This is a genomic window from Rhodococcus sp. IEGM 1241 (assembly GCF_033142365.1).
Classification (GTDB): Bacteria; Actinomycetota; Actinomycetes; order Mycobacteriales; family Mycobacteriaceae; genus Rhodococcus_F; species Rhodococcus_F erythropolis.
The window spans coordinates 750,348-773,367 of the sequence record NZ_JAWLSE010000001.1 but is presented as its reverse complement, the minus strand read 5'-3'; the positions used below and the strand labels follow the sequence as shown (position 1 = coordinate 773,367).

General features: G+C 61.8%; 24 protein-coding genes. 8 read left to right on the top strand and 16 right to left on the bottom strand.

Annotated elements, in window-relative coordinates; genetic code table 11:
• Positions 1–3 precede the first annotated feature (3 nt).
• Positions 4–615 (bottom strand): TetR/AcrR family transcriptional regulator, encoded by a 612-nt coding sequence (locus R4P70_RS03725; protein WP_021345650.1) that lies wholly within the window; start codon positions 613–615, stop codon positions 4–6.
• A gap of 89 nt (positions 616–704) precedes the next feature.
• On the opposite strand from R4P70_RS03725, the gene R4P70_RS03720 reads away from it, so the two are divergent.
• The gene (locus R4P70_RS03720) at positions 705–1,166 is read left to right on the top strand and encodes an SRPBCC family protein (protein WP_019745480.1); all 462 of its coding nucleotides are present in this window, start codon (positions 705–707) and stop codon (positions 1,164–1,166) included.
• Between the two features lie 2 nt (positions 1,167–1,168).
• On the opposite strand, the gene R4P70_RS03715 is transcribed toward R4P70_RS03720, so the two are convergent.
• The 3 genes from R4P70_RS03715 to R4P70_RS03705 all read right to left on the bottom strand — a co-directional run bounded on the left by R4P70_RS03715 (position 1,169) and on the right by R4P70_RS03705 (position 3,899).
• Positions 1,169–1,816 carry a TetR/AcrR family transcriptional regulator gene (locus tag R4P70_RS03715; protein WP_019745481.1) on the bottom strand — a complete coding sequence of 216 codons (648 nt, stop codon included), beginning with the start codon at positions 1,814–1,816 and terminating at the stop codon, positions 1,169–1,171.
• A 97-nt stretch (positions 1,817–1,913) separates the two neighbouring features.
• The gene (locus tag R4P70_RS03710) at positions 1,914–2,675 is read right to left on the bottom strand and encodes an SDR family NAD(P)-dependent oxidoreductase (protein WP_003939707.1); all 762 of its coding nucleotides are present in this window, start codon (positions 2,673–2,675) and stop codon (positions 1,914–1,916) included.
• 78 nt (positions 2,676–2,753) lie between these two features.
• On the bottom strand, positions 2,754–3,899 hold the full coding sequence (locus R4P70_RS03705; RefSeq protein ID WP_007730036.1) for an acyl-CoA dehydrogenase family protein: 1,146 nt from the start codon (positions 3,897–3,899) through the stop codon (positions 2,754–2,756).
• 140 nt (positions 3,900–4,039) lie between these two features.
• Between R4P70_RS03705 and R4P70_RS03700 the strand changes: the two genes are divergently transcribed.
• The 3 genes from R4P70_RS03700 (at position 4,040) to R4P70_RS03690 (ending at position 6,727) form a co-directional block, all read left to right on the top strand.
• Positions 4,040–4,639 (top strand): TetR/AcrR family transcriptional regulator, encoded by a 600-nt coding sequence (locus tag R4P70_RS03700; RefSeq protein WP_020970923.1) that lies wholly within the window; start codon positions 4,040–4,042, stop codon positions 4,637–4,639.
• Between the two features lie 35 nt (positions 4,640–4,674).
• Positions 4,675–5,253: a hypothetical protein gene (locus R4P70_RS03695; RefSeq protein WP_020970924.1), complete on the top strand. Its 579-nt coding sequence runs from the start codon at positions 4,675–4,677 to the stop codon at positions 5,251–5,253.
• Between the two features lie 61 nt (positions 5,254–5,314).
• Positions 5,315–6,727 (top strand): FAD-binding oxidoreductase, encoded by a 1,413-nt coding sequence (locus tag R4P70_RS03690; protein ID WP_317830412.1) that lies wholly within the window; start codon positions 5,315–5,317, stop codon positions 6,725–6,727.
• 8 nt (positions 6,728–6,735) lie between these two features.
• Here the strand turns inward: R4P70_RS03690 and R4P70_RS03685 are convergent, their stop codons facing one another.
• Together R4P70_RS03685 and R4P70_RS03680 are read right to left on the bottom strand one after the other, a co-directional pair.
• Complete coding sequence (locus R4P70_RS03685; RefSeq protein ID WP_020970926.1) at positions 6,736–7,977, bottom strand: RNA polymerase sigma factor; 1,242 nt, start codon at positions 7,975–7,977, stop codon at positions 6,736–6,738.
• 6 nt (positions 7,978–7,983) lie between these two features.
• Positions 7,984–8,328 (bottom strand): YciI family protein, encoded by a 345-nt coding sequence (locus R4P70_RS03680; RefSeq protein WP_007730031.1) that lies wholly within the window; start codon positions 8,326–8,328, stop codon positions 7,984–7,986.
• Positions 8,329–8,468: 140 nt separating this feature from the next.
• On the opposite strand from R4P70_RS03680, the gene R4P70_RS03675 reads away from it, so the two are divergent.
• The gene (locus tag R4P70_RS03675) at positions 8,469–8,945 is read left to right on the top strand and encodes a DUF309 domain-containing protein (RefSeq protein ID WP_042953026.1); all 477 of its coding nucleotides are present in this window, start codon (positions 8,469–8,471) and stop codon (positions 8,943–8,945) included.
• Complete coding sequence (locus tag R4P70_RS03670) at positions 8,945–9,583, top strand: LON peptidase substrate-binding domain-containing protein (RefSeq protein ID WP_003940076.1); 639 nt, start codon at positions 8,945–8,947, stop codon at positions 9,581–9,583. Before R4P70_RS03675 ends, R4P70_RS03670 begins: the two co-directional genes overlap by 1 nt.
• Here R4P70_RS03670 and R4P70_RS03665 read toward each other — a convergent pair.
• The 9 genes from R4P70_RS03665 to R4P70_RS03625 all read right to left on the bottom strand — a co-directional run bounded on the left by R4P70_RS03665 (position 9,570) and on the right by R4P70_RS03625 (position 19,542).
• Positions 9,570–10,451, bottom strand: coding sequence for an ABC transporter ATP-binding protein (locus R4P70_RS03665; RefSeq protein WP_283384161.1), 882 nt, complete (start codon positions 10,449–10,451; stop codon positions 9,570–9,572). The genes R4P70_RS03670 and R4P70_RS03665 overlap by 14 nt on opposite strands.
• Positions 10,441–11,304, bottom strand: a complete 864-nt coding sequence (locus R4P70_RS03660) for an ABC transporter ATP-binding protein (protein WP_317830411.1) — start codon at positions 11,302–11,304, stop codon at positions 10,441–10,443. The genes R4P70_RS03665 and R4P70_RS03660 overlap by 11 nt, the downstream gene beginning before the upstream one ends.
• 4 nt (positions 11,305–11,308) lie before the next feature.
• The gene (locus R4P70_RS03655; protein WP_283384162.1) at positions 11,309–12,178 is read right to left on the bottom strand and encodes an ABC transporter permease; all 870 of its coding nucleotides are present in this window, start codon (positions 12,176–12,178) and stop codon (positions 11,309–11,311) included.
• 1 nt (position 12,179) lies between these two features.
• Positions 12,180–13,211, bottom strand: coding sequence for an ABC transporter permease (locus tag R4P70_RS03650; protein WP_151532007.1), 1,032 nt, complete (start codon positions 13,209–13,211; stop codon positions 12,180–12,182).
• A 28-nt stretch (positions 13,212–13,239) separates the two neighbouring features.
• On the bottom strand, positions 13,240–14,280 hold the full coding sequence (locus R4P70_RS03645) for an LLM class flavin-dependent oxidoreductase (protein ID WP_317830410.1): 1,041 nt from the start codon (positions 14,278–14,280) through the stop codon (positions 13,240–13,242).
• 44 nt (positions 14,281–14,324) lie between these two features.
• Positions 14,325–15,863 (bottom strand): ABC transporter substrate-binding protein, encoded by a 1,539-nt coding sequence (locus R4P70_RS03640; RefSeq protein ID WP_283384164.1) that lies wholly within the window; start codon positions 15,861–15,863, stop codon positions 14,325–14,327.
• Positions 15,863–17,290 carry an NtaA/DmoA family FMN-dependent monooxygenase gene (locus R4P70_RS03635; protein WP_317830408.1) on the bottom strand — a complete coding sequence of 476 codons (1,428 nt, stop codon included), beginning with the start codon at positions 17,288–17,290 and terminating at the stop codon, positions 15,863–15,865. The genes R4P70_RS03640 and R4P70_RS03635 overlap by 1 nt, the downstream gene beginning before the upstream one ends.
• Positions 17,291–17,433: 143 nt before the next feature.
• Positions 17,434–18,798 carry an aminotransferase class I/II-fold pyridoxal phosphate-dependent enzyme gene (locus R4P70_RS03630; RefSeq protein WP_317830407.1) on the bottom strand — a complete coding sequence of 455 codons (1,365 nt, stop codon included), beginning with the start codon at positions 18,796–18,798 and terminating at the stop codon, positions 17,434–17,436.
• Positions 18,799–18,843: 45 nt separating this feature from the next.
• A complete protein-coding gene (locus tag R4P70_RS03625; protein WP_317830406.1) occupies positions 18,844–19,542 on the bottom strand; it encodes an alpha/beta hydrolase in 699 nt (232 codons plus the stop codon).
• 191 nt (positions 19,543–19,733) lie between these two features.
• Here R4P70_RS03625 and R4P70_RS03620 point away from each other — a divergent pair, with 191 nt between their 5' ends.
• Together R4P70_RS03620 and R4P70_RS03615 are read left to right on the top strand one after the other, a co-directional pair.
• Positions 19,734–21,023 (top strand): O-acetylhomoserine aminocarboxypropyltransferase/cysteine synthase family protein, encoded by a 1,290-nt coding sequence (locus tag R4P70_RS03620; RefSeq protein WP_317830405.1) that lies wholly within the window; start codon positions 19,734–19,736, stop codon positions 21,021–21,023.
• An 11-nt stretch (positions 21,024–21,034) separates the two neighbouring features.
• Positions 21,035–22,096 (top strand): LLM class flavin-dependent oxidoreductase, encoded by a 1,062-nt coding sequence (locus R4P70_RS03615; RefSeq protein ID WP_151532012.1) that lies wholly within the window; start codon positions 21,035–21,037, stop codon positions 22,094–22,096.
• 75 nt (positions 22,097–22,171) lie between these two features.
• Here the strand turns inward: R4P70_RS03615 and R4P70_RS03610 are convergent, their stop codons facing one another.
• Positions 22,172–22,987, bottom strand: a complete 816-nt coding sequence (locus R4P70_RS03610) for a mycofactocin-coupled SDR family oxidoreductase (protein WP_019745487.1) — start codon at positions 22,985–22,987, stop codon at positions 22,172–22,174.
• Positions 22,988–23,020: the final 33 nt, after the last annotated feature.

The window sequence follows — 23,020 nt, the reverse complement described above, 5'->3', positions numbered from 1 at the left end:
CCCCTACGCCCCCACCATCCGACGCGCTATCTCCAGATACCTCTCCACCAACTCGTCCGGAGACAACTCACCGTCCGGTCGGTACCACACCGCGACGGCGACGCACATCGTCACGACAGCTCGGCTGGCATCCTCGGGATGGTCGGCATCGAACACGCCCGAAGCAACGCCGTCGAGGACGATCCGGTCCACCTGCTTCTGCTGTTCGTCGCGCTGCGCGATGTAACCAGCCCGACTGTCGGGCTCCATGCTGCGGATCTCGGAGGAAGCGACGAACGACTGCTCGCGTCGAAACATGTGGAACCGCAACAGAGATTCGATCACCGCGTCGAAGCGATCAGAGGGATCGTCCCCTGCGTCGAGTTCGGCGGCGCGACTTCGCTCCAACAACTCCGTCATCACCACGGTCGCCAGACCGATCAACAGAGCCTGCTTGGACGGGTAGTGATGGTAGAGCCCCGGCACCGACAGCCCGGACCGCGACGCGACGTCACGGATCGAAGTCCCGTGATAGCCCTGCTCGACGAACGCCTCCAGCGCCGCAGCGAGCGGTTTCGGCAGTCCCAGGTCTTCGTAATCGCGCCAGGACCCGCGTACCGGAAGCTCGTTCGTCATACCGATACCGTAGATCGCCGTTGCGCCGCCGCCGAACGCGTCGGTGCCATTGGTTACAGTCGATGTTCACCGAAAGACAGGGACCAGTCATGATCCATGTTCGCCACTCCGCGGTTGCTGCCGTGCCGGTTGATGTCGCCTTCGACTACATCGACGACTACCGCAACGTCCCGACGTGGATGTTCGGTGTTTCCGAGTTCACACCGTTCGGAGAGTTCGATCAGGGGCTCGGCGCCACGTTCGACGCGGCCATGCAGATCGGGCCAAGCACGTTGCGCTCCAAGCTCGAGGTCACCGAGTGGGAGAAGAATCGGATCATCAAGCTGTCTTCGCTCGGCGGTGTATCCAACTCGTCCACGTGGGAGTTCGCCGCGATCGACGATTCCAAGACCGAGCTTTCCGTCGACTTCGCCTACAAACTCCCCGGCGGCATTGCCGGCAAAGCTCTCGGCCGCTTGATCGGGCCGTTCGTCGAAAACGCTGTCAGGAACAGCGAGGAGACGTTGCGCCACAGCCTCGAGCAGCAGTTCGCGGCCCGCGGCGAAGGCTGAAACTACCCGCGGTCGCCTTCGAGGCCCAGCGCGTTGGCCCACACCTGAGTAGCCGTCTTGACGACGTCCTCGAACGGGACGGGGTTGCCGTCGGCGCCAGGTTCCTCGGAGACGAACGAACTGTAGGCAAGACGGCTCACCATCGCCGACAGTGCTCGGGAAGCCAACAGCGGATCCAACGAGCCGTCTGCCTTGCCAGCTGCTTGCAAGCGTTCGATGGCTCGGGCATTACGAGAAATGAAGGTCTCGGCTCGGTCCCGACGCAGTTTCGCGAAGGCCGGATCGATGTGCGATACCTGCTCGAGCAGACCCATCAGTTTGGCGTTGCGGCGAAACGCCGTCAGGTAGGCACGGTTGCTCGATTCGAGGACCGCATACGGATTGTCGACGTCGCGGACCCGTCCCATGCCGGGGTGCAACATGTCTTCCTGCGCAACGTCGAGAACTGCGGCGAAGATCTGCTCTTTGTTGTCGAAGTAGGTGTAGAACGTGCCGGTGGAGCAGTTCGCTTCCTTGGTGATGTCCGTCAGACGGGCATCGAGATACCCTGCGCGCTCGAACACCGTTCGAGCCGCTGCGACCAGAGAAGCCCTGGTCCGGACGCCGCGGGCAGTCACCGGCAGGTCACGCAGAAGCTCCGTCGCAGCCATGGATGGTGGCGGACGGTCTTCCCAGTTCTCCTGAGGTTCGGCGCGAGAGGTCACCAGCTACTTATACGGCAAAGCCGGCGACATCTCGGCATCGGCGTCAGGTGATGGTGATTCCTCCGTCGACGGCGATGGTCTGACCGGTGACGTATCCGCCTGCCTCGGACGCGAGCCACACCATGGTGGCCGCGAGCTCTTCAGGATCGCCCATGCGGCCGAGGATCAGGCGCGGAGCCATCGCGTCCAAGTAGCCGTCGTTGTATTGGTCGGTCATTTCCGACTTGAAGAAGCCTGGCGCGATCGCGTTGACGCGAATGCCCTTGCGCGTTCCCCACTGCTGTGCGAGGTCACGGGTCAATCCGACGACGCCTGCCTTGCTCGCCGCATAGGCGGCCTGTGGGAGTCCGGCGGTCGTCAATCCGAGAATGCTCGAGATGTTGACGATGGAGCTGCCCGGGAGCATGACGCGGCCGCAGGCCTGCGCTGCCCAGTAGGACCCATTGAGGTTGATGTCGATGACGGCGCGGAACTGGTCCGGGGTCTCACGGGTTGCCGGAACAGCGGTTCCGACGCCGGCGTTGTTGACCAGTACGTCCACGCGGCCGAACTTCTCCATCGCGGCGTCGACCATGTTCTGAGCCTGAGCCGGATCGACGATGTCGGTGGCCACGCACAACGCTTCGCGGCCTGCGTCACGCACGAGCTTGGCCGTGTCTTCGAGCTTGTCGACGCGGCGAGCAGCGAGGACGACGTCCGCGCCGGCCTCTGCTGCGGCTTTCGCAAACGCCACCCCGAGGCCCGACGACGCACCGGTCACGATGACCACTCGATCGGTCAGAGAGAACTTGTCGAGAACAGACATGCGCGGTGATGCTCCTGTGTCGTCGGGTTCGGGAAGTGACGTATGGACTGCAGTGACATATGGACTGCAGTTGCGAAATTACAGGCCGAGATCGCGGCCGATGAGTTCCTTCATGATCTCGTTGGATCCGGCCCAGATCTTGGTGACGCGGGCGTCCATCCACGCGCGAGCGGCGCGGTACTCGGTCATGAAGCCGTAGCCGCCGTGCAACTGAACACAGTGATCGAGGACCTCGTTCTGAACCTGCGCGGTCCACCACTTCGCCTTGGCGGCGTCGATGGCGGTCAGCTCGCCGGCAGCGTGTGCTGCGACGCAGTTGTCGACATAGGCCTGGGTGACCTCGATGCGGGTGACGAGATCCGCGAGAAGGAATTTGTTCCACTGCAGCGAGCCGATCGGCTGACCGAAAGCCTTGCGGTCCTTGGCATATTGCAGCGTCTCTTCGAGGATCGGAGCGGCGTGCGCGATGTTGGACACCGCAGCGCCGACGCGCTCCTGCGGCAGCATTTCCATCATGTGGATAAACCCGCGGTCGATCTCACCGATGATGTTGGTGGACGGCACGCGAACGTTCTCGAAGAACAGTTCAGCGGTATCGGACTCGTGCTGGCCGACCTTGTCGAGCTTGCGTCCGCGCTCGAAACCTTCCATGCCGGTTTCGACGGCAAAGAGCGTGATGCCCTTGGACTTCTTCTCGGGACTGGTCCGCGCCGCCACGATCACGAGATCAGCGTTGTAGCCGTTGGTGATGAAGGTCTTGGAGCCGTTGATGATCCAGTCGTCGCCGTCCTTGACCGCAGTGGTCTTGAGCGAGGCGAGGTCGGATCCGCCGGAAGGCTCGGTCATGCCGATGGCCGTCAGCATCTCACCGGTGCAGAACTTGGGCAGCCAACGCTGCTTCTGCTCTTCGGTGGTGAGCTGAACGAGGTACGGAGCAACGACGTCGGCATGGATGCCGAAGCTCGAGGCAACAGCTGCACTGGCACGCGAGAGTTCTTCGGCCAGAACAGCGTTGAAGCGGTAGTCGCCGGCTTCGCTTCCGCCGTACGCCTCTGGAACCTCGAGTCCGAGGAAGCCGTTGCGTCCCGCTTCGAGCCAGATTTCACGATCGATGAAGCGCTGGTCGATCAGCTTCTCTGCGACCGGAAGGATGTTCCGGTTGACGAATTCGCGGGCAGATTCGCGAAATGCCTCGTGATCGGGTCCGTACAGAGTGCGACGCATGACGAGTTGCTTCCTTTCGGCGTGGCAATGCCACACGTAACGATGTTCCTAAGCATTCGCTTAGAATCTAAGCATCTGCTTATAGTGAATCGAGAGCGGGATATTGTCAACATCGAAATCCGTCACACCTGGAGGAAACCGTGAGCGATTCACCTGACGTGGTGATCAGCCCCTCCAAAGCTGCGGCCCGTATCCGCGCGGCAGCCGTGGACGCTTTTGCCTCCGCGGGCTACGGCGGCACCACCACCCGTGACATCGCCGCACGACTCGACATGAGTCCCGCCGCCATGTACCCGCACTACCGCTCGAAAGAAGAGCTGCTTTTCGCGATCAGCTTCGAAGGTCACACCGAAGCGTTGAAGGTGGTCGAGGGCGCCGACAGACCGGGTGAAGAGCCGTCCGTTCGCCTCCAGGAACTGGTCAGCACCTTCGCCAGTTGGCAGGCCGGGCACCACTCACTCGCTCGCGTCGTCCAATACGAACTCACTGCACTCACACCAGAGCACTACCGAACCGTCGTCGCGCTTCGCCGCAGCACGACGCGGGTGGTCCGGGAGGTTGTCGACGCCGGCGTCCAGTCGGGCGACTTCACGATCCCCGATGCCGAAGGCGTCACCCTCGCCTTGATGTCCCTGTGCGTCGACGTGTGCCGCTGGTTCCCGGCCGGCAATTACACGAATCCGGAAGACATTGGAAAACTGTACGGAGACCTGGCATTGAGGATGGTGGGCGCCGCCTGAATCAGGTGACACCGACCGCTGAAAGGACTCGGCCAGTGGCCAACCGCACCTATCTCTACTCAACCCCTGTTGCTCCGCATGAGAATCCGGCTGCCGCTCGCGCCCGAGGTCTCACCGGTATCTCCGAGTGGTCGTACGCGATACCGCTGGTCCCGAGGATCCTTGTGTCCGTGAATCCCTTCGCCCACCAGTCGGTCATCTGGGACGACACCCCAGACCTGATCGCGGTCACCGCGCCCTGCGGTCCTGGTATCGCCCGGCTCGAAGACTTCCTCGGCAGAATCGATCACCCCGAACTCGGCACGATGGCCGGCGATGCGCTGCGTTTCCTGCGCAGCCACACCGAGCCCGACCACTACTTCGTCCTCGAGTGCGGCGAGATCTTCGACATGGACGACGAACCGTTCGCCGAACAGGGCGCGGCCCTGATGACCGGTCTGGCGGACATCGACGCCGAGATGGAGGCGGCTCTGGCCACACTCGCACCCGCCAAGCCGCGCTTCTGGGAGCGGCTGTTCACGCCGACTCAGGAGAGCGTCGAGGAACCGCTACGCGAGCTCGGCCTCGGTTACTGGTCCGAGACCCTGTACTTCGATCTCGACGTCCCGCGATAGGCGAACCGAGCATCCATCAGTTTCAGACCAGTTGGTCCGCAAACAGGTACCCTCGGATTTCGTGTCCGACTACGCCACCGATCTGCCAACCTCTGCGTCCACCGTCCTCGGCGGTTGGGGTCGCACAGCCCGAACTACCTCGCATGTCGTTTCGACTCCTGATGTAGAGGCGATCGCAAAGGCCGTCGCCCGCGTCGCAGACGACAACGCGGACAAGCCGTTGCACCTCCGACGTGGAGTCATCGCTCGTGGCCTGGGCCGGTCTTACGGAGACAACGCGCAGAACACCGGCGGCTTGGTCATCGACATGACTGCCTTCCGTCGAATTCACAAGATCGATGCCGAGTCCCGTCTCGTGAAGATGGACGCGGGAGTCTCTCTCGATCAGCTGATGCGCGCGGCGCTACCATTCGGTCTCTGGGTACCGGTACTCCCCGGAACACGCCAGGTAACCATCGGCGGAGCGATCGCCTGCGATATTCACGGCAAGAACCACCACACCGAGGGCAGCTTCGGAAATCATGTCCGCTCGATGGATCTGCTCACTGCTGACGGCAGTATCCGAACACTGGAGCCGCAAGGCCCGACATCCGAACTCTTCTGGGCTACCGTCGGCGGGATCGGACTGACCGGGATCATCCTGCGCGTCACCCTCGAGATGACGCCGACCGAAACGGCATACTTCGTCAACGACGGCGCACTGACCGCAAGCCTGGACGAAACCGTCGCTTTTCACAGCGACGGCAGCGAAGCCGACTACACGTATTCGAGCGCCTGGTTCGATGCAGTCAGTGCGCCGCCGAAGCTCGGCCGGGCCTCGATCACGCGTGGTTCGTTGGCGACCGTCGACCAGCTTCCGCTGAAATTGCAGAAGAACCCGTTGAAATTCGATGCGCCACAACTGTTCACGACACCGGATGTTTTCCCCAACGGCTTGATGAACAAGCTATCGGCGTCAGCGATCGGCGAGTTCTACTACCGCACCGGTGGCAACTACGTCGGGAAGGTGCAGAACCTGACGCAGTTCTATCACCCACTCGACCTCATCGGTGAGTGGAACCGCGCGTACGGGTCCAAGGGATTCCTGCAATATCAGTTCGTGGTGCCGGTCGAGGCAGTGGACGAATTCAAGAGCGCCATCCGCGACATCCAGGGCTCGGGGCACTACTCGGCACTCAACGTCTTCAAACTGTTCGGCGGGGGAAACGCTGCCCCACTGAGCTTTCCGATGTCCGGGTGGAACGTCGCCTTCGACTTCCCGATCAAGCCCGGCCTGGGTGAGTTCGTCGCATCCCTCGACAAACGGGTACTCGAATTCGGCGGTCGCCTCTACACCGCCAAGGACTCTCGGACTACCGCGGCGAACTTCCACTCGATGTATCCGCGAATCGACGAGTGGATCCAGATGCGCAGAAATATCGATCCGACAGGTGTTTTTGTGTCCGACATGGCCCGAAGACTCGAATTGGTCTGACGCACCGATCAGTCAGAGATCTCACCGAGCCGACGCTCCAAGTAGGCCCGCTCCGGTTCCGTACCAACCAAATTCAGCGCACGTCGGTATGCAGACATTGCCGCGTCGGTGCGCCCCAACCGCGCGAGCAGTTCGGCGCGCGCGAGGTGATACGGGTGGTAGTCGGCAAGTTTGGGCTCCGCTGCCAGTTCTTCCAACGCTGCCAGCCCAACCTCCTCGCCGTCGCGCATCGCCAGCGCCACTGCCCTGTTGACTGCGACGACAGGCGAAGGCGTCAACGTGAGGAGCACTCCGTAGAGCGCGCAGATCTGCGGCCAGTCGGTGCTCTCCACATCCGCCGCCTCGTCATGCAATGCGGCGATGGCAGCCTGCACCCCGTACGGCCCCGGCGCTCCCCCGGTCAACGCGACCACGACGAGGTCGCTGCCTTCCTCGATCATCGGCTGGTCCCAGCACCCGCGATCCTGGTCCTCGAGGAGGACGATCCCGCCACCGGCGTCAGTACGGGCATCTCGACGCGCGTGGACGAGGAGCATCAACGCCAGCAACCCGGCGATCTCGCGCTCATCGGGAAGCAAAGCGCGCAAGATCCTCGCCAGCCTGATCGCCTCTACCGCTAAGTCGACGCGTTGCAGATCCGGACCCGAACTGGCGGCATACCCTTCGGTGAACACCGAATAGATCACCTGCAGAACACCGGGCAGACGCTCCGGGAGTTCTTCGGCGCTGGGAGTTCGGAAAGGAATCCGAGCCTGACGGATCTTCTTCTTCGCACGCACGATCCGCTGCGCCATGGTCGCCGAAGGCACGAGGAAGGCACGAGCAACTTCGGGCGTCGTCAACCCGCCGAGGCAACGCAAGGTGATCGCGATTCGATCGTCCTCGGCCAGCGCCGGGTGCGAGCAGGTGAAGAACAGCTGCAACCTCTCGTCGGGAAGTTCCCCGTCGACCGTGGGAGGCGCCGGGTCGGCACGATCGGCGTCCACCTGCATCACCGCCAATCGCGCCGCATAGGCCTGATCACGACGAAGCCTGTCGACGGCTTTGCGACGCGCCGTGGTCAGCAGCCAGGCGCCGGGTTTGGCCGGCACTCCGTCCACCGGCCAGTGCACCAACGCGGCCTCGACGGCTTCGGAGGTGACTTCCTCGGCCAGATCCAGGTCACCGAAACGGCGGACGAGCGAGGCCAAGAGTCGTCCACGTTCCTCCCGGAACACTGACTCGATGGAGTTCTCGGCCTGCTCGTCCACGGCGAATCAGTCCCCGAACCCGGCCAGTGGACGCACCTCGACGCTGCCGCCGTCGCGCGCGCCGGGGCACCGCGCGGCCCAGGCCAGCGCCGCGTCCAGATCAGGAACGTCGATGACGTCGTAGCCGCCGAGGATCTCACGGGTTTCAGCGAAGGGTCCGTCGGTGACGGTCTTTTCTCCGGACTGCGAGACCCGAACCGTTGTCGTAGTCGTCAGGTCGGCGAGGGCATCGCCGGACACCCAGATACCGGCATCCTTCATTTCCTTGTCGTATTGCTGCCAGTCCTCGAACGTGCACTGGGGTTCGGTGTCTCCGCCGGGCGCGGTGTAGATGAGCAACATGTACTTCATGACTGACTCCTTGGTCTGTTGTTTCTCTTCCGGCTTTCTTGCCTTACAACATGACGACGAACGGTTCTCCCCGGAATCGACAGGCGACTCGAAAAAACTTTCGGCGGTTTCGTCCGAGGTGCTGCCGTTAGGCTGAGTGTATGACCGAACGCGACCGGGACGCCGCTGGAAAGCCCCTCAATTCGCGGCCCCGCGACGGACTCGGCCGTCCACTGCCACGTGACGCAGCGGGCGGCGTCCCGCGCATTCCCGACGATGTGCGCCTCCCTCCGGACGAGTCGATCACCGAGGCTCAGCGTCTTCTCGACCACGGGATGCCTTTTCACGCGCACGAAATTTTCGAAGGAACGTGGAAGGACGCTCCCGCCGAGGAGCGTGACCTGTGGCAGGGACTGGCTCAATTGGCCGTCGGGCTCACCCATCTACTTCGGGGCAACAACACCGGTGCCGTCTCACTTCTCGGCCAGGGTCACGACCGCATCAGGCACTACGAAGTGGAAAGCCCGCACGGCCTCGACATCCCCGGCCTGCTGATGTGGTCCGAGCACTTGCTCGCTGAAATCGATCGCCCCGGCGATTTCCCCGTCCCTCCGATTCCGAGGTTGAGAATCCCCTGATGCCCATCTTCCCCATGTTTCCGCTCGGCTCTGCATTGCTTCCGGGTGAGGTGTTGCCACTGAACATCTTCGAGCCCCGGTACCGCGCACTGGTAGAGAACGTTCTCGAAGCTGCCGACGGCCCACTGTTCGGAGTAGTGCTCATCGCTCGTGGCCACGAGGTCGGTGGCGGCGAATCACGCCACGACGTCGGCACTCTGGCTCGGATCGAGTCTCATGTCGCAATGGGTGCCGGACGGTATCAGTTGTATTGCCGGACCGAAGACCGCATCCGCGTCAATCGCTGGCTGCCGGACGATCCTTACCCACTCGCCGAGGTCGAATTGTGGCCTGACGAGAACAACGGAACACCTGTCACCGCTTACGAATACGACTCTCTCCTCGAGCGCATCGAGTTCATGTACGGAATGTTGGGAAAGCTCGCACTTCGGGCCGGCGAACAGACTCCGCGAATGCCCGTCCCACCGGATCCCTTGGATCCGCTGGGTTCTCGGCTGTATGCCCTCGCCAGGAGCATTCCGATGGGTGACGCCGATCGCCTGGCGATTTTGACCGCGCCAGGCGCCGACGAACGTATTCGCACGCTCTCGGAGGCGGTCGAGAACACCATCGAGGTGGCGCAGTTCAATCTGCTTTGAGCGCAGTGTCGTCGTGCTCCGTCAGCAGCCGCCGAAGTTCTTCGCGCTCTGCGCGGTCGACGGCGCCGCCGTGCAACGTCGGTGCCGAACCGACAAGAAGTCGACTGTACGGATGCGCGGGCCGACGCAGTACATCGGCTGTCGAGCCTTCTTCCACGACTCGTCCTCGATAGAGCACGATCAGTCGATCCGTGACTCCCGCGACGGATCCGAGGTCGTGAGAGATGAACAGCAGCGTTGCACCCGAGTCACGCAGTGAAGCAAGGATTTCGATGACATTGACCCGGTTTGCCGAGTCGAGTGCGCTCACCGGTTCGTCGAGGATGATGAGCCGCGGATCTGTGATCAGGGCTCGCGCAACCGCGACCCGTTGTCGCTGACCACCCGAGATCTCGCCGGGAAATCGGGGAAGAATATCTGCGTCGAGGGCCACTGTCGCCAGACGAGCCGCAACCCGCTCGCGGATCTCGTCACGACCGAGTACACCCGCTATTTCGAGAGGCTCGGCAAGGGACTGCGCGATCGTGCGTTCCGGATCGAGACTGCGCAAGGGATCCTGAAACACGTACTGCACAACACCTTCTCGGCGGATTTGCCGCCACTGGGCCCGCGACAGCGATGTGAGATCGTGGCCGTCGACGTGAATCTCTCCACCATCGGTCTCGACGAGTCCGAGTACCGCACGCGCGATTGTCGACTTGCCCGAACCTGTCTCGCCGATCAGGCCGAGCGCTTCGCCGGGGGCGATTCGGAAGCTGACGTCGTCGAGGATCTGACGACGCTTCGTGCCACGGCCGTAGGAGACGTCGAGGTTCCGGACGTCGAGCAGGGGTGCCTGGCCAGAAGACACGTGGGGGTCAAGAGACATGTGCGGCAACCTCGCTCGTGAAGCGGTCGAGACCGTAGAGTTCGTGTTCCGAGACGAGCAGTCTGGTGTACTCGTGCCGCGGATCGCGCAGCACCTGCGCAGTCGCTCCGCGTTCGACGATGACGCCGTCACGAAACACCACAACCTCGTCGGCCACTTGTGCGACGACGGCAAGATCGTGGGATACGACGATCAGCGAAAGCCCGTGGCGCTCGGTCAGATCGACGATCAGGTCGAGCACCTCCGCCTGCACCGTGACGTCGAGTGCCGTTGTTGCCTCGTCGGCAATCAAAATTCGTGGCTCGAGCGATACCGCGATGGCGAGGAGTACCCGTTGAAGCATCCCTCCGGACAGTTCGTGCGGGTACTGCCGGAACACAAGCTCGGGGTCGTGAATCCGCACTTCGCCGAGCAAGGTCAACGCCTCTGTCTTTGCCGCCCGACGACCCAGCCCACGTTTGACGCGCAGGACTTCGGCGACCTGCTTCCCAACCTGGATCGACGGATTCAGATACGAGCCCGGATCTTGGAAGACCGCCGTAATTCCTGATCCGCGAACACGATTCCAGTCTGCATTCGTGAAATGCGACGTGTCCTCGCCGAAGAGTTCGATCGTACCGGCGAAGACTGCAAGGCCGGCGGGGAGCAGACCGAGCACCGCCCGGAGGCTGATCGACTTCCCGCTCCCCGATTCGCCGACGATACCGAGGACCTCGCCGCGTCGAAGTTCGAAATCGACACCGCCTACGAGGACAACCTCGTCGACCTCGTTGACAATCCGCAGATCATTCACCCGCAGAACCGTTTCCAGCTCGATTTCCGGCTCGAATTCCGTAGTCAGCAGTATCGACATCGGTTCATACTCCTTGCTTCGGTGTGAGGCCTCGTCGACGACGAGACCGAGCGAGCAGTTGCCGACCCGACTCACCACTCACGTCACGGATGACGTCGGCAAGCATGTTGAACGCCCAGACGAGCACGATGATCGGGATCGACGGGATGATCGGGGCAAACGGACGGAAGGTCAGGTACTTCAAATCGGAGGCCAACATTCCGCCCCACGTCGGCGCGGGCGGCTGAACTCCGATTCCCAGAAAGCTCAGCGCTGCAACGGCAATGAGGCCGACACCGAGCGTACTCGCCAAAGTTATCGCGAGCGGCGGAAGAACTTTGCCTGTCACGTGCTTACGCACAATCCAGGAGACGTCAGCGCCGGCGAGTTGAGCGGCCTCGACGTAAGGCGAGTTCGCTACAGCGAGGGTCGATGCGCGGGCCACACGGTAGAAGGCGGGAGCAGTGAGCACACCGACGACGAGCATCGCCTGGGTGAGTGCGTTACCGAGCAGGGCTGTTACCGCCACCGCGAAAACAAGGAACGGCAGTGCGATAAGAGTGTCGATCAGTCTGAGTGTCACCCACTCGAAAACACGCCCCGAGTAGACCGAGAGCACTCCGGGAACGGCACCGACGACAAGCCCGATCACACCTACTTGGACCGCGCTCGCGATGCTCAGCGGTGCGCCCGCCAACAATCGACTCAGTGTGTCTCGGCCGAGGTAATCGGTTCCGAAAGGATGTTGCAAAGAAGGTCCGGCGAGAACAAGTTTCGAGCCCTCGAGCGGATCGTAAGGCGCGAGGAGTGGACCGAAGGCCACGAGAAGGACCGCGACACCGATGATGAGGACGGCAAAGCGTCCACTGCGGATCGCCCAGATATTGCGGAACATTTTAGAGTCCTCTCGTCGCGGCGGGGATGATGCGGTTGAGGATGACGTTGACGACGAGGTTGAAGGCCACAACGAGCACTATCGAAACCACAAGCACCCCTTGGACCGCGGGCACGTCGCCGCGCTGGGCCGAGTCGGCAGCGAACCGCCCGTACCCGGAAATACCGAAGATCGTCTCGGTGACAACCGCGCCGCCGAGGAGCGCCGGGAATTTGAGGCCGAGAAGAGCGACCGTCGGACCGATCCCGTTCCGCAATGCATGCACGAAAAAGATTCGCCGCGTGCCGAGTCCGCGTACCTGCGCCCCTACTATGTAGTTCTGGCGATAGACGTCGACAAGGCCCACGCGCGTCTGACGGGCAACCTCTGCAACGGTGTCGACGCTCAATGCGAGTGCTGGCAGTGTTGCGTACCAGAGCCACGGTCCGATCCCCTGCGCGACCGGCGCATAACCCGCTGCGGGGAACCACCCGAGACCGACCGCAAAGATCGATACGAGCAGAACACCGACGATGAACGGCGGCATCGTGGAGATGAGCGTCGAGAACGCCGTGATGGCCCGGTCGAGTAGCGAGGTCGGGCGGGCCGCTGCGAGCACACCCAGGAGAAGTCCGACGGTCACACCGATGAGCAATGCGAGTCCTGCGATCGACAGACTGATCAAGGCTCGGTCGAAGAGGAGCTCGGAGATGGGGAATCCGTTGTACCAACTCTCTCCGAGGTCGCCGCGGAGCACCGCCCCCAACCAATCGAAATACTGAAGGAGGAAGGGACGATCCAGGCCCCACTCACGCTCGATCTGGGCTACGAGTTCTGGCGTGGCGTTGTCCCCCGCCTGGAGGTAGGCCGGTGACAAGCCGCTGATCTCCCGCAATGAGAACGTGATGAATGTTGCGATCACGAAGACAGGCACAAAGATGCCGATCGAACGGAGAATCGTCACGGCGACGCGCTTCGCAACCGACGGTCGCCGGAACTGAGCGCGCGGCGAAACAGCACTCGGGGTGACCGCTGGCTGCAGATCGATGACCATTGCTCTTCCTCTCTGTCTGGTCCGAGGGTCAGCCGACGGGTATCGGTGATGTGGACAACAAGTTTCGCGGCAACGCATTCGGACGCACAGTCGACAGAGTCGGGTAGATCTTTCCTGCGATTACCGCGAGACTCTCCCGGTAGTGCTTGTCGTCCAGAGCAAGTGGCACGCTGAAGAGGTAGTCGGTGGACTCGGACACCGCGGCATCCTCCACCAACTCCGCGGCAATCTCCTCGGGTGATCCGTGCAGGATGTAGAAATCGCGCAAGATCTCGGACGGCGAAGACCCCCGGGTGATCCACGGTGTAGCTCCGGGATCACGTTCGAGGTGCTCGGTGAAGAGCCTTACGGCGTCCGCCTTGCTCTCGGCCGGAAGTACCGATCGAGACACCCCGATTCTAGGCGAGCGATCCGACTGCAGTTCGCTCGAATATGCGTCGACAAGAGTCTTCTGCACTGTGCCGGTCGGGCCACTGGAGGCGAACCGATGCAACTGCAAAGCGTCACCCGCCCGACCGATCGAACGCGCGGTATCGACCTTGGATGTCGCTTGCCACAAGCGCTGCGGGAGGTTCTCCGCCGGCGGATAGAAACCGAAGGTTTTTCCTTCCACCACGCGCTGGACTCCAAATGCCCCTCGCAGCCGGGCGAGGGCTTCCGCATACAGTTCTTCGCGTCGGTTCTCGTCGAGGCCGAACGCGTCGTATGCTGCCGCCGAGAATCCACCTCCGTTCCCTTTTCCCACACCAAGTTCGAGGCGATCACCGCTCAACGTGTTGACAACCGCAGCTGTCTCCGCGAGCCGTTGAGGGTGATCGAACGCGAGCGGAATGACGGCTGTGCCGAGGCGCAGCCGATCTGTTCGCTCCGACAGCACCGCCAGTAGGGTCAACGCGGAGGGCAGCCCGATATTCGAGAACCGACCCTCCGCCACCCAGTAGGTCTCGTAGCCAAGAGATTCCGCTCGTACGGCATTGTCGAGGAGCACGGCATACCCTGCGCCTGCATTGTCGGTGACGGGCGGCACCTCGAAGAGCGCGAGTCCGGGAAGTGCTGTCGTCGTTGTCATGCTGTGTCCTTCACTGAAGAGATGAATGCCGTACGGCGAATCGACTACTTGGAACCGACCGTGATGCCGCGCCAGTTGAGGAACCCCTCACGGTTCTGGAAATCCGAGGAGATCTCCGGAGACTTCGCCCACGTGGTCGCCAGTGCGACAAGCGGAATCGAGGAGCCTTCGAGGAATCCTGCGGTAGAAGCCGCGCGTGCCTTCTCCAGATAGTCCGGGGACTCGATCGGAGTGGCCCGCAGATCGGCAAGCGCCTTCTGGAATGCGTCGGATGTAATCGGCGAGCTCAGATTGAGCACCCCGCCGACGTCGTAGTGCTCGGTCAGTGTCTGTGCCTGCGAGTTTCGACCGACATAGCCATAGAAAGAAAAGGCCTGGGTCTTGCCGAAATAGCCCTTGGCCCAGTTCGGGTTCTTGTTGATCGTGACCTTCACACCGATGGCTTCCAACTGCGATTGAACAAGTTCGGTGTTGGCATCAGATGCTCCGGGAAAGGCCTCAAGGGTGATATCGAGCCCGTTCGCGTACCCGGCCTCCGAGAGGAGCGCCTTTGCCTTTGTGGGGTTGTACGTGAACACACCTTCGATCTGGTCGGCAAAGAGCGGGTGACCTTCGGGAAGAAGCTGATGTGCTACTTCACCTTCGCCGAGAGTGCCCGTGTCGACAAACTCCTGTGAGTCGACCGCAAGCCGGAACGCTTCGACGACGCGTGGGTCGGTGAACGGTGCAAGATTGCGGTTGACGCTCAGGAACTGGATCGACCAGTTCTTGGTGATGTCACTGACAATATCGAGTCCAGCAGTGCGCGCATTCTGAATCTGGGTCGGGTCCAGCGAAACGAAGTTGTAGACGCCGGTCTGCACTGCCGACACGAGGCTCGCCGCATCGTTACCGAAACTGATTTCGAGCCGGTCGATGTGAATGTTGTCTGCGTCCCAATAGTTCTGGAACTTCTCGAGGATTATGTGCGATTCCGGAACCAACTCGACAACTTTGAACGGTCCGGCCCCGACAGGGTTGCGGGTGTTGAGAGCATCGGCGTCCTTTTCAGCGGCGGCTTGGCTCGTAATCAGACCCGCTCGAAGGCTGAAGAGGTACGGAATCTGATAATCGACACTCTTCAGATTGACCGTGAAATGGAGTTCGTCGGCGACCACGACGTCTTTGATATTGCTGTACGACCCAGCGAGCGCCGAGTTCTTTTGCGTGATCGCACGATTGATGTAGTACGCCACCGCTTCTGCGTCGACGGGCGTGTCGTCCTGGAAGGTCAGCCCCGCGCGCAGCGTGAACGTGACCGCCGTGCCCTCGGCGTTGTATTCCCAGCTTTCCGCGAGCGCGGGTGCGGGCTTGCCGTTCTCGTCCTGGGTCAGCAGTGGCTCGTAGATCGGAGTGAGGTTGACGGTCGCTCCGGTAGCGCCGGTGACAATCGGATCCCAGTTGCCGGGAGCAACCCCGGCCTGACCCCACTTGACGACAGCATCGCCGGACGTGGATCCGCCAGCCGACGAGCAGCCGGCCAGCACCAGTATGGAGGCCGTGGCGAGTCCCACGAGAGCCGTGAGACGGCGGGAAAATTTCATCAGTGAACTTTCTTCGTAAGGTCAGGCAAGAGTGGGGTTTTCAGACAATCGCGGAGAGCGATGCAGAGGTACCGGGCAACAGGGGCGATTCCTTCACGCTCTGCTCGGGAATAGCGGTTCTCGGCGAAGGGGAGCCCGAGGTTTCCGCGCAATGTGTTGTGCTCGTATTCTTCTCGGACAACGCCTCGCTCCCGAAGGATCGGCAGCACCTCGTCGAGGAATCGACCGAACTGCTCGGGATGACCGATGTGGATGTTGATTCCGTCGAGGGCGTGTCCGTCCAACCAGCGCTGCAGTTCGTTCGCGACGGTCTCCGCGCTGCCGGTGAACGGCGACAGTTTCGGCGCGTTCAGTAGTTCAACCGTTTGCCGCAGTGTCAGCCCGCGGTCCGCGGCGAGTTCGGTGATCTTCTTCGCCTGGGTGTAGAAGCTCCGCTCGGCGTATTGCAGTGCCTCGGAGGGAAAGGGCGCGTCGAGATCGTACCCATTGAAATCGTGCCAACCGAACGGACGCCCCAACTCGCGGAGTGACTTTCCGAAGTCGTTGTCCGCGAGCTGAGTTGAACGTTCGATCTCGCGAGCATCGGTATCGGTATCGCCGACCGTGACGCTGACACCAGGCAGGACCACGATATCCTCGGGTGACCGTCCGTACGCCGCGGCCCTGGACTTGATGTCCGAATAGAAGGCCACACCGGCCTCGAAATTGGGTGCATGAGTGAATATTCCGTCACCGATCCGGGCACCGAGGTCACGCCCCTGGTCGGAGTCTCCGGCCTGGAACACCACCGGTTGCCCTTGGCGTGAGCGTTCGAGGTTCAGTGGCCCTGTTACCGAGAAGTATTCGCCCCGATGATCAAGAGTGTGCAGCTTGCTGGGGTCGAGGAAGCTCCGAGACTCCTTGTCTCGCGGAAATGCGTTGTCCTCGTACGAGTCCCACAAGGCCTTGACAACCTCGACGTGTTCGAGCGCGCGACCGTAGCGGGTGGCGTAGTCGTAATGCTCGTCAAGTCCGTAGTTTCCGGCGGTTCCGCTGTCTCCACTGGTGACCACGTTCCAGCCGGCGCGACCTCGACTGATCAGATCCAGAGATCCGAGGCGCCGAGCGAGGTTGAACGGCTGGTTGAACGAGGTAGTCAGGGTTCCGACCAGACCGATGCGCTCGGTTGCCACCGCGAGCGCCGACAGCAACGTCAGCGGTTCGAGTCGGTTCAGGTAGTGCGGCGGCGAGTCCGGGGTGATGAATTGACTGTCGACGATGAACACGAGGTCGAACTTCGCCTGCTCCGCCAAGCGTGCGTAGCGGATGTACCAATCGATGTCCACGCTCGCATCTCCGGGAATCTCCGGATCCAGCCACGTGTAGGGGTGTCCCGGCCCACCTGTCGGGGTAAGGACCGCACCCAACTTCAATTGCCGTCTGCTCATGTTTCCACTCCTTCACCGAAAAGGCATGTGCCTCTGTACGTCGAGTTGAAGTGTATGGAGCAAACAGACGCGTGCAGAGTATTAAATTCTCGATGTTCAAAACATAACTTCTATGTTGCGCAACACAATCGAACAAAACTCGATCAGTCGAAAAACTCTCGCGACGACTCGGCGACAGCACCGGCGACCACATCCGCAAGTTGCCCGATCTGTTCGTCATCATCTGGCAACTGAGTAGCCGACAGCCGCAGAAGTTGTTGCACAGGAGCCTGAACAAACGAACGCGAACCCGCCCCAACCGAAATGCCTTGCCGCGCCAACGCGACCAGAGAAGCTGTCTCGTCCGTAACTCTCACCCACACAACCAGACTGTGCGGTCCAGCGAGCGCCTCGATGCCGCGGTCGATCAGAGCTTTCACCAGGGCTGCGCGCCTCGCTACATAACGCTCATGCGCTGTAGAGACCGCACGTTCGGCGTCCGCACTGGTGATCAAGTGCGCCAAAGTGTTTTGCAGAATTCGACTGTTCGAGCCGACACCGTGACTTCGAACCTTCATTGCCCGTTCGATCAGTGTGCTCGATCCACCGAGAACTGAGGTCCGCACGTCGATCCCATATGCCTTGCAGTAGCTTCGAATTCGAACAACTCGGTCCGGAAAACGACCGCCGAGCGACGGCGGTTGTTCGGGTTCGAGCGGCCCTATCGAATCGTCCTCGACAATCCAGACGTCTGGATGGCGCTGCAGAACCGCGGCGAGTTCGTCGATACGCTCTGCACTGACCGCGTGGTCGACCGCGAACGGCGCCCCCGGTTGAAACACGAACACCGCAGCGCCGGCGGTCAAGGCCGCATCGAGAGCGTCAGGGCGCGGACCGTGACGGTCTGCGGCAACCCCGATCGCTTCGAGGCCAAGGTCGCGAAGTGTGTCGAGAACACCAGGACCTAGAGGCTCGTCGACGGCGACAATCGTTCCAGGCGGGGCCGCAGCCTCGACTGCCAAGAGCAACGCCTCGGTGCCGCCGCCAGCCGTGGCCCAGGCTTCCGGCTCGAACGGCCAACTCTGCGCGACGGCGTCTCGAAGACGTTCTGTCATGAGCTCACGCCCGAAGACATTCAAGGTCTCTGCGTCCAGGCTCGACAACAAGGCTTCGGACAGGGATGGCTGCAGCGCTAGATCCGGCGCGTTCTGCGCTAGATCGACACCACGCCAATTAGGTATCCCGCGTTCGGGCACAGTGTCCCGCGGCGGGAGAACCACGGTGCCGCCGCGTCGGCGAGTTTGCACAAACCCTTGGTCCTGCAACCTGCCCCAGGCGCTGACGATCGCGCCGACGCTGAAGTCTGTCGACTGCGCGAGTGCGCGAACGGTAGGTAAACGGTCGCCAGGACGTAGTTCACCTGACCGAATGAGGTCGGCGACTGCATCGGCCAGGTCCCCCGCCCCGCCGCCGATCCGCTCGACCAACCATTCCGGGTCGACAATCTCCGATTCCAATACCGCTGACATCCATAACCTTTCGTCTAGTCACTACCCGATCCCCCGGACGGACAATTACTGCGCGAGAGCCTCCGCCGAGTCGCGGAGGATGATGTCGGGTGTGTCGGGCAGGCGAAGTCGCTCGAGGAACTGGACGATCTCGGCGGCTACCGACCGGTGGGACACGTCGTTGAGAATGTCGTGCCGACCGTCTCTGACAAGGACCACCCGGGCATCGCGCAACGACGATCGGAGTGCCAACACATCCAAGGCGGAACTGAGCGCGTCGGCTTGTCCGTGAACGACCAAAACCGGTACATCCACCAGAGCAACCGTTTCCGCGGTGGCCAGCGGTACCTTTTGTCCCAGCGATCCGGGTTCGAGTGCGTCGACCGTCGAGAGAACTCCTCTATGCACCGGGCACGCTGAACGAATATCGAGTTCGCCGTCCCAATCCTGCACGAGCGCTTCGGTATCGGCGACCAGAAGACCCGCGGCCACCACCCCTGTAACAGCGGGGTTGGCAATCGCGACCGTGAGGGCTGCTACGGCGCCGCTGTCCGACCCGATCACCGTGAGCGGGAGATCGGACTGCGCGTCGGCGACGATCCCGGCAATCACTGCGGAGTCGTTCTCCACCACAGCGACTCGATAGCCGTCGAACACGATCCGGCGAGCGAACCTGCGGTACACGTCAGCCCGCTCGCCGCGACCGCCGATCACGATCACGGAACCTCGAGCTGTCGCTTCAGGTTCCAGCCAGTCGATTTCCACTGATTACCTCATTCGGAGTGGTTTGTTCACAGAGAAGACAGAGTGACTCTGACTCACGATCCGATGGCGAACAAGACTAAGGCTCACCCCGAACAAAACCGGTGCTTTCCTCCCCCATTTCGTGTTTTGTTCCGAACATATTTCTTTGTGATGCATCAAACGGCACGATCAACGAAGGGACAGACGCACCGATGTCCGAGACCACAGGGTTCGCGACCCGGCAGGTCCGCTCTGGTTACCAACCCGGAATTGCACAGAACACCGCGATTCCCCCGATCTACCAATCGGTTGCCTACGACTTCGGCAGCTTCGAACAGGCGCGCGACATTTTTGCTCTGCGCCGCATCGGGAACCTCTACAGTCGCACCGGGAATCCCACACAGGCCGTGTTCGAGAAGCGACTCGCCGACCTCGACGGCGGGGTCGCAGCACTCGCAACGGGATCTGGGCAGTCGGCCGTCGCTGTTGCACTCCTGACCCTCGCCAAGTCGGGACAACACATCGTTGCTGCGAGGCAGTTGTACGGCGGAACGGTCGATCTTCTGACGGACACCTTCGCGGACTTCGGGATCGACGTCACCCTAGTCGATCAGGACGACCTCGAAGCCTGGCGCAGCGCAACCCGGCCCGAGACCCGCGCCTTCTTCGCTGAGACGATAGGCAATCCCGTCGCCTCCGTTCTCGATGTCTCGGCTGTGGCAGCCATCGCCCACGAGGCCGGTGTTCCGCTGATCGTCGACAACACGATTGCAACTCCGTACCTACTTCGTCCGAAAGACTTCGGCGCTGACATTGCCGTGTACTCAGCCACGAAGTTCATCGGCGGACACGGCACTTCGCTCGGCGGTGTCATCGTGGACCTCGGTACCTTCGACTTCGGAGCAGAACCCGAGCGATGGACCCAGTTCACCGAGCCCTATCCCCGGATCGGTGATCTTGTCCTCTGGGAGGAATTCGGTCGCGAACGCAGCGCCTATCTTGTCTACGCAAAAACGAAAATCGTCCACGATCTCGGGCCGGCATTGTCCCCGTTCAATTCCTTTCAGCTACTTCAAGGTTTGGAAACGCTCGATCTACGATTGGATCGTCAAGTCGGGTCAGCTCAGGCGATCGCGCGGTTCCTCGACGCACACCCCAGAGTGTCGCACGTCAACTACCCCGGTCTGCCGGGAAACAGATGGCACGACGCGGCCCAGAGGTATCTGCCACGCGGTGCAGGCTCGGTGTTCTCCTTCGATCTCGACGTCGAAGACTCGAAGATCGAGAAGTTCGTCGACTCACTGCAACTGTTTGCCATAGTCGCCAACATCGGTGACGCTCGTTCGTTGGTGGTCCATCCCGCCACCACCACCCACAGCCACCTCAGCGACACGCAACTCGTCGAAGCCGGATTCGGTTACAGCACAATCCGATTGTCGATCGGCTTGGAAAACATCGACGACCTCGTCGACGATCTGCGTGCGTCACTCGACGCCATCTAAGAAGGAATGACATGCACTTCGGCTACTGGACACCCATCTACGGCGGTTTCCTGCGCAACCTCGGCGACGAGCAGATGCCGGCAACGTGGGACTACGTCAAGAAACTCTCACAGCTTGCCGATCGTCTCGGATATCACACCACCCTCGTGCCCGAACTCTATCTCAACGATCGCAAGGGGATCGAAGCGCCCAGCCTCGAGGCCTGGTCACTATCGTCGGCAATTCTTGCTGTCACAGAACAACTTCGAGTCATGACGGCTGTGCGGCCAGGATTCCACTTACCGGCAGTGACGGCGAAGGAATCCGCGACGATCACCGACATCGCCGGAACAACCGATCACGGTGACGCACGGTTCGCACTCAATGTCGTTGCAGCCTGGTGGGAAGAGGAGGCACGTCAGTACGGCGGAGCCTTCACTCGACATGACGATCGGTACCGCCAGGCCACGGAGTTCGTCGACATTCTCCGCGGACTGTGGGAACACACGCCGTTCACCTATCAGGGCGATCACTTCGCGGTCCGCGACTCCATCCTGTCCCCGAAACCCGGAATTCGTCCCCCGATCTTCGCAGGAGGCGAGAGCGAGAGCGGCCGAGAATCCATTGCGACATTCTCCGATTCCTACGTCCTTCATGGTGGGACCATCGACGAAGTCCGAACCAAGATCGCGGACATGAATGCCCGATCACGGCGAATCCACCAGCGCGACATGGCTGAATTCGGTATGTCTACCTACATCATCGTCCGCGACACCGAAGCCGAGGCACGTGCCGAACTCGAACGCATCACCACCGTCGACCCGAATTCACCGGGTTATGCGTCGTTCGAAGAGTTCGTCCAAAATTCCGAACTCGACGTCGAGGTGTCCAGGCGCGAGTACTCGGTGGGCACTCGCGGACTTCGCCCCGACCTCGTCGGTACCGCCGAACAGGTTGCCGAGAAGATCCGCGCCTATCAAGATGCCGGTCTGACCCTTCTCCTGATTCAAACTTCGCCGGCCCACGAAGAACTCGAGCGCATAGCCACCCAAGTCTTCCCGCTGGTCCCCGAACTGCAGTCCATCTCCGTCTGATCCTGGACCGCATAAGGGCGCCTACTCGCAGTTCACGAGTAGGCGCCCTTATGTGCTCTCAGGCCATCGTCGTTTCTAGGCCATCGTCTGACCCATGTCGATGACGATTTTCGTCCCGGTGACCGCGCGGGAGAGGTCCGTCGCAAGGTAGACCACGGCGTTGGAGATGTCCTCGACGGTGGTGCGTGGGACGGACGTGAGCGGCCACTTGTACGAGTTCATGTACTCCGGATGAGTAGTGAGTACCTTACCGACGTTGGGATCGTTTCCCATCTCGGTCTCCACCGCGCCAGGGTGGATGCTGTTGACTCGAATGTCGAAGCTTCCCAATTCCGTTGCAGCAGTGCGAGCCAAACCCACGAGGCCGTGCTTGGCCGCCGAGTAGTGCGCACAACCAGGCGCTTCGGCGACGCCGGCAGCACTGCTGACGATCACGATGGAACCACCGTTGCCCGCCTCGATCATCGAGGGAACCGCAGCCGCCATCGTGCGCCACACACCATTGAGATTGATGTCCACCAGCGTCGACCACTGTTCTTCCGGCATTTCCCAGAAACGATTCCACGTAGCGATGCCCGCATTGGCGATCACGACGTCGAGGCGACCGAACTTGTCGACGCCCGACGCCACCGCCGCCCGCAGCGCCTCGAGGTCACGCACATCCGCTACCGCGGTGACGATCTCGCGCCCCTCTGCTCGCACGAGACGGGCCGTTTCTTCGAGGTCGGCTTCAGTCGCGGCCGCGTAACCCACGTCTTCAGACACCGACGCGCACACGTCGACAGCGATGACGTCGGCACCTTCCTGCGCGAGTCGGATCGCGTGATTGCGTCCCTGACCCCGCGCTGCACCGGTGATGAAGACGACCTTGCCTGCCAAGAGTTGTGTCATGGCCGGGACGTTAGACGCTGATATGGCCCGCTG

Coding starts and splice junctions, on each gene's coding strand:
- R4P70_RS03725 (WP_021345650.1), bottom strand. CDS start 615: ATGACGAACGAGCTTCCGGTACGCGGGTCCTGGCGCGATTACGAAGAC.
- R4P70_RS03720 (WP_019745480.1), top strand. CDS start 705: ATGATCCATGTTCGCCACTCCGCGGTTGCTGCCGTGCCGGTTGATGTC.
- R4P70_RS03715 (WP_019745481.1), bottom strand. CDS start 1,816: ATGGCTGCGACGGAGCTTCTGCGTGACCTGCCGGTGACTGCCCGCGGC.
- R4P70_RS03710 (WP_003939707.1), bottom strand. CDS start 2,675: ATGTCTGTTCTCGACAAGTTCTCTCTGACCGATCGAGTGGTCATCGTG.
- R4P70_RS03705 (WP_007730036.1), bottom strand. CDS start 3,899: ATGCGTCGCACTCTGTACGGACCCGATCACGAGGCATTTCGCGAATCT.
- R4P70_RS03680 (WP_007730031.1), bottom strand. CDS start 8,328: ATGAAGTACATGTTGCTCATCTACACCGCGCCCGGCGGAGACACCGAA.
- R4P70_RS03675 (WP_042953026.1), top strand. CDS start 8,469: ATGACCGAACGCGACCGGGACGCCGCTGGAAAGCCCCTCAATTCGCGG.
- R4P70_RS03670 (WP_003940076.1), top strand. CDS start 8,945: ATGCCCATCTTCCCCATGTTTCCGCTCGGCTCTGCATTGCTTCCGGGT.
- R4P70_RS03665 (WP_283384161.1), bottom strand. CDS start 10,451: ATGTCTCTTGACCCCCACGTGTCTTCTGGCCAGGCACCCCTGCTCGAC.
- R4P70_RS03660 (WP_317830411.1), bottom strand. CDS start 11,304: ATGTCGATACTGCTGACTACGGAATTCGAGCCGGAAATCGAGCTGGAA.
- R4P70_RS03655 (WP_283384162.1), bottom strand. CDS start 12,178: ATGTTCCGCAATATCTGGGCGATCCGCAGTGGACGCTTTGCCGTCCTC.
- R4P70_RS03650 (WP_151532007.1), bottom strand. CDS start 13,211: ATGGTCATCGATCTGCAGCCAGCGGTCACCCCGAGTGCTGTTTCGCCG.
- R4P70_RS03645 (WP_317830410.1), bottom strand. CDS start 14,280: ATGACAACGACGACAGCACTTCCCGGACTCGCGCTCTTCGAGGTGCCG.
- R4P70_RS03640 (WP_283384164.1), bottom strand. CDS start 15,863: ATGAAATTTTCCCGCCGTCTCACGGCTCTCGTGGGACTCGCCACGGCC.
- R4P70_RS03635 (WP_317830408.1), bottom strand. CDS start 17,290: ATGAGCAGACGGCAATTGAAGTTGGGTGCGGTCCTTACCCCGACAGGT.
- R4P70_RS03630 (WP_317830407.1), bottom strand. CDS start 18,798: ATGTCAGCGGTATTGGAATCGGAGATTGTCGACCCGGAATGGTTGGTC.
- R4P70_RS03620 (WP_317830405.1), top strand. CDS start 19,734: ATGTCCGAGACCACAGGGTTCGCGACCCGGCAGGTCCGCTCTGGTTAC.
- R4P70_RS03615 (WP_151532012.1), top strand. CDS start 21,035: ATGCACTTCGGCTACTGGACACCCATCTACGGCGGTTTCCTGCGCAAC.
- R4P70_RS03610 (WP_019745487.1), bottom strand. CDS start 22,987: ATGACACAACTCTTGGCAGGCAAGGTCGTCTTCATCACCGGTGCAGCG.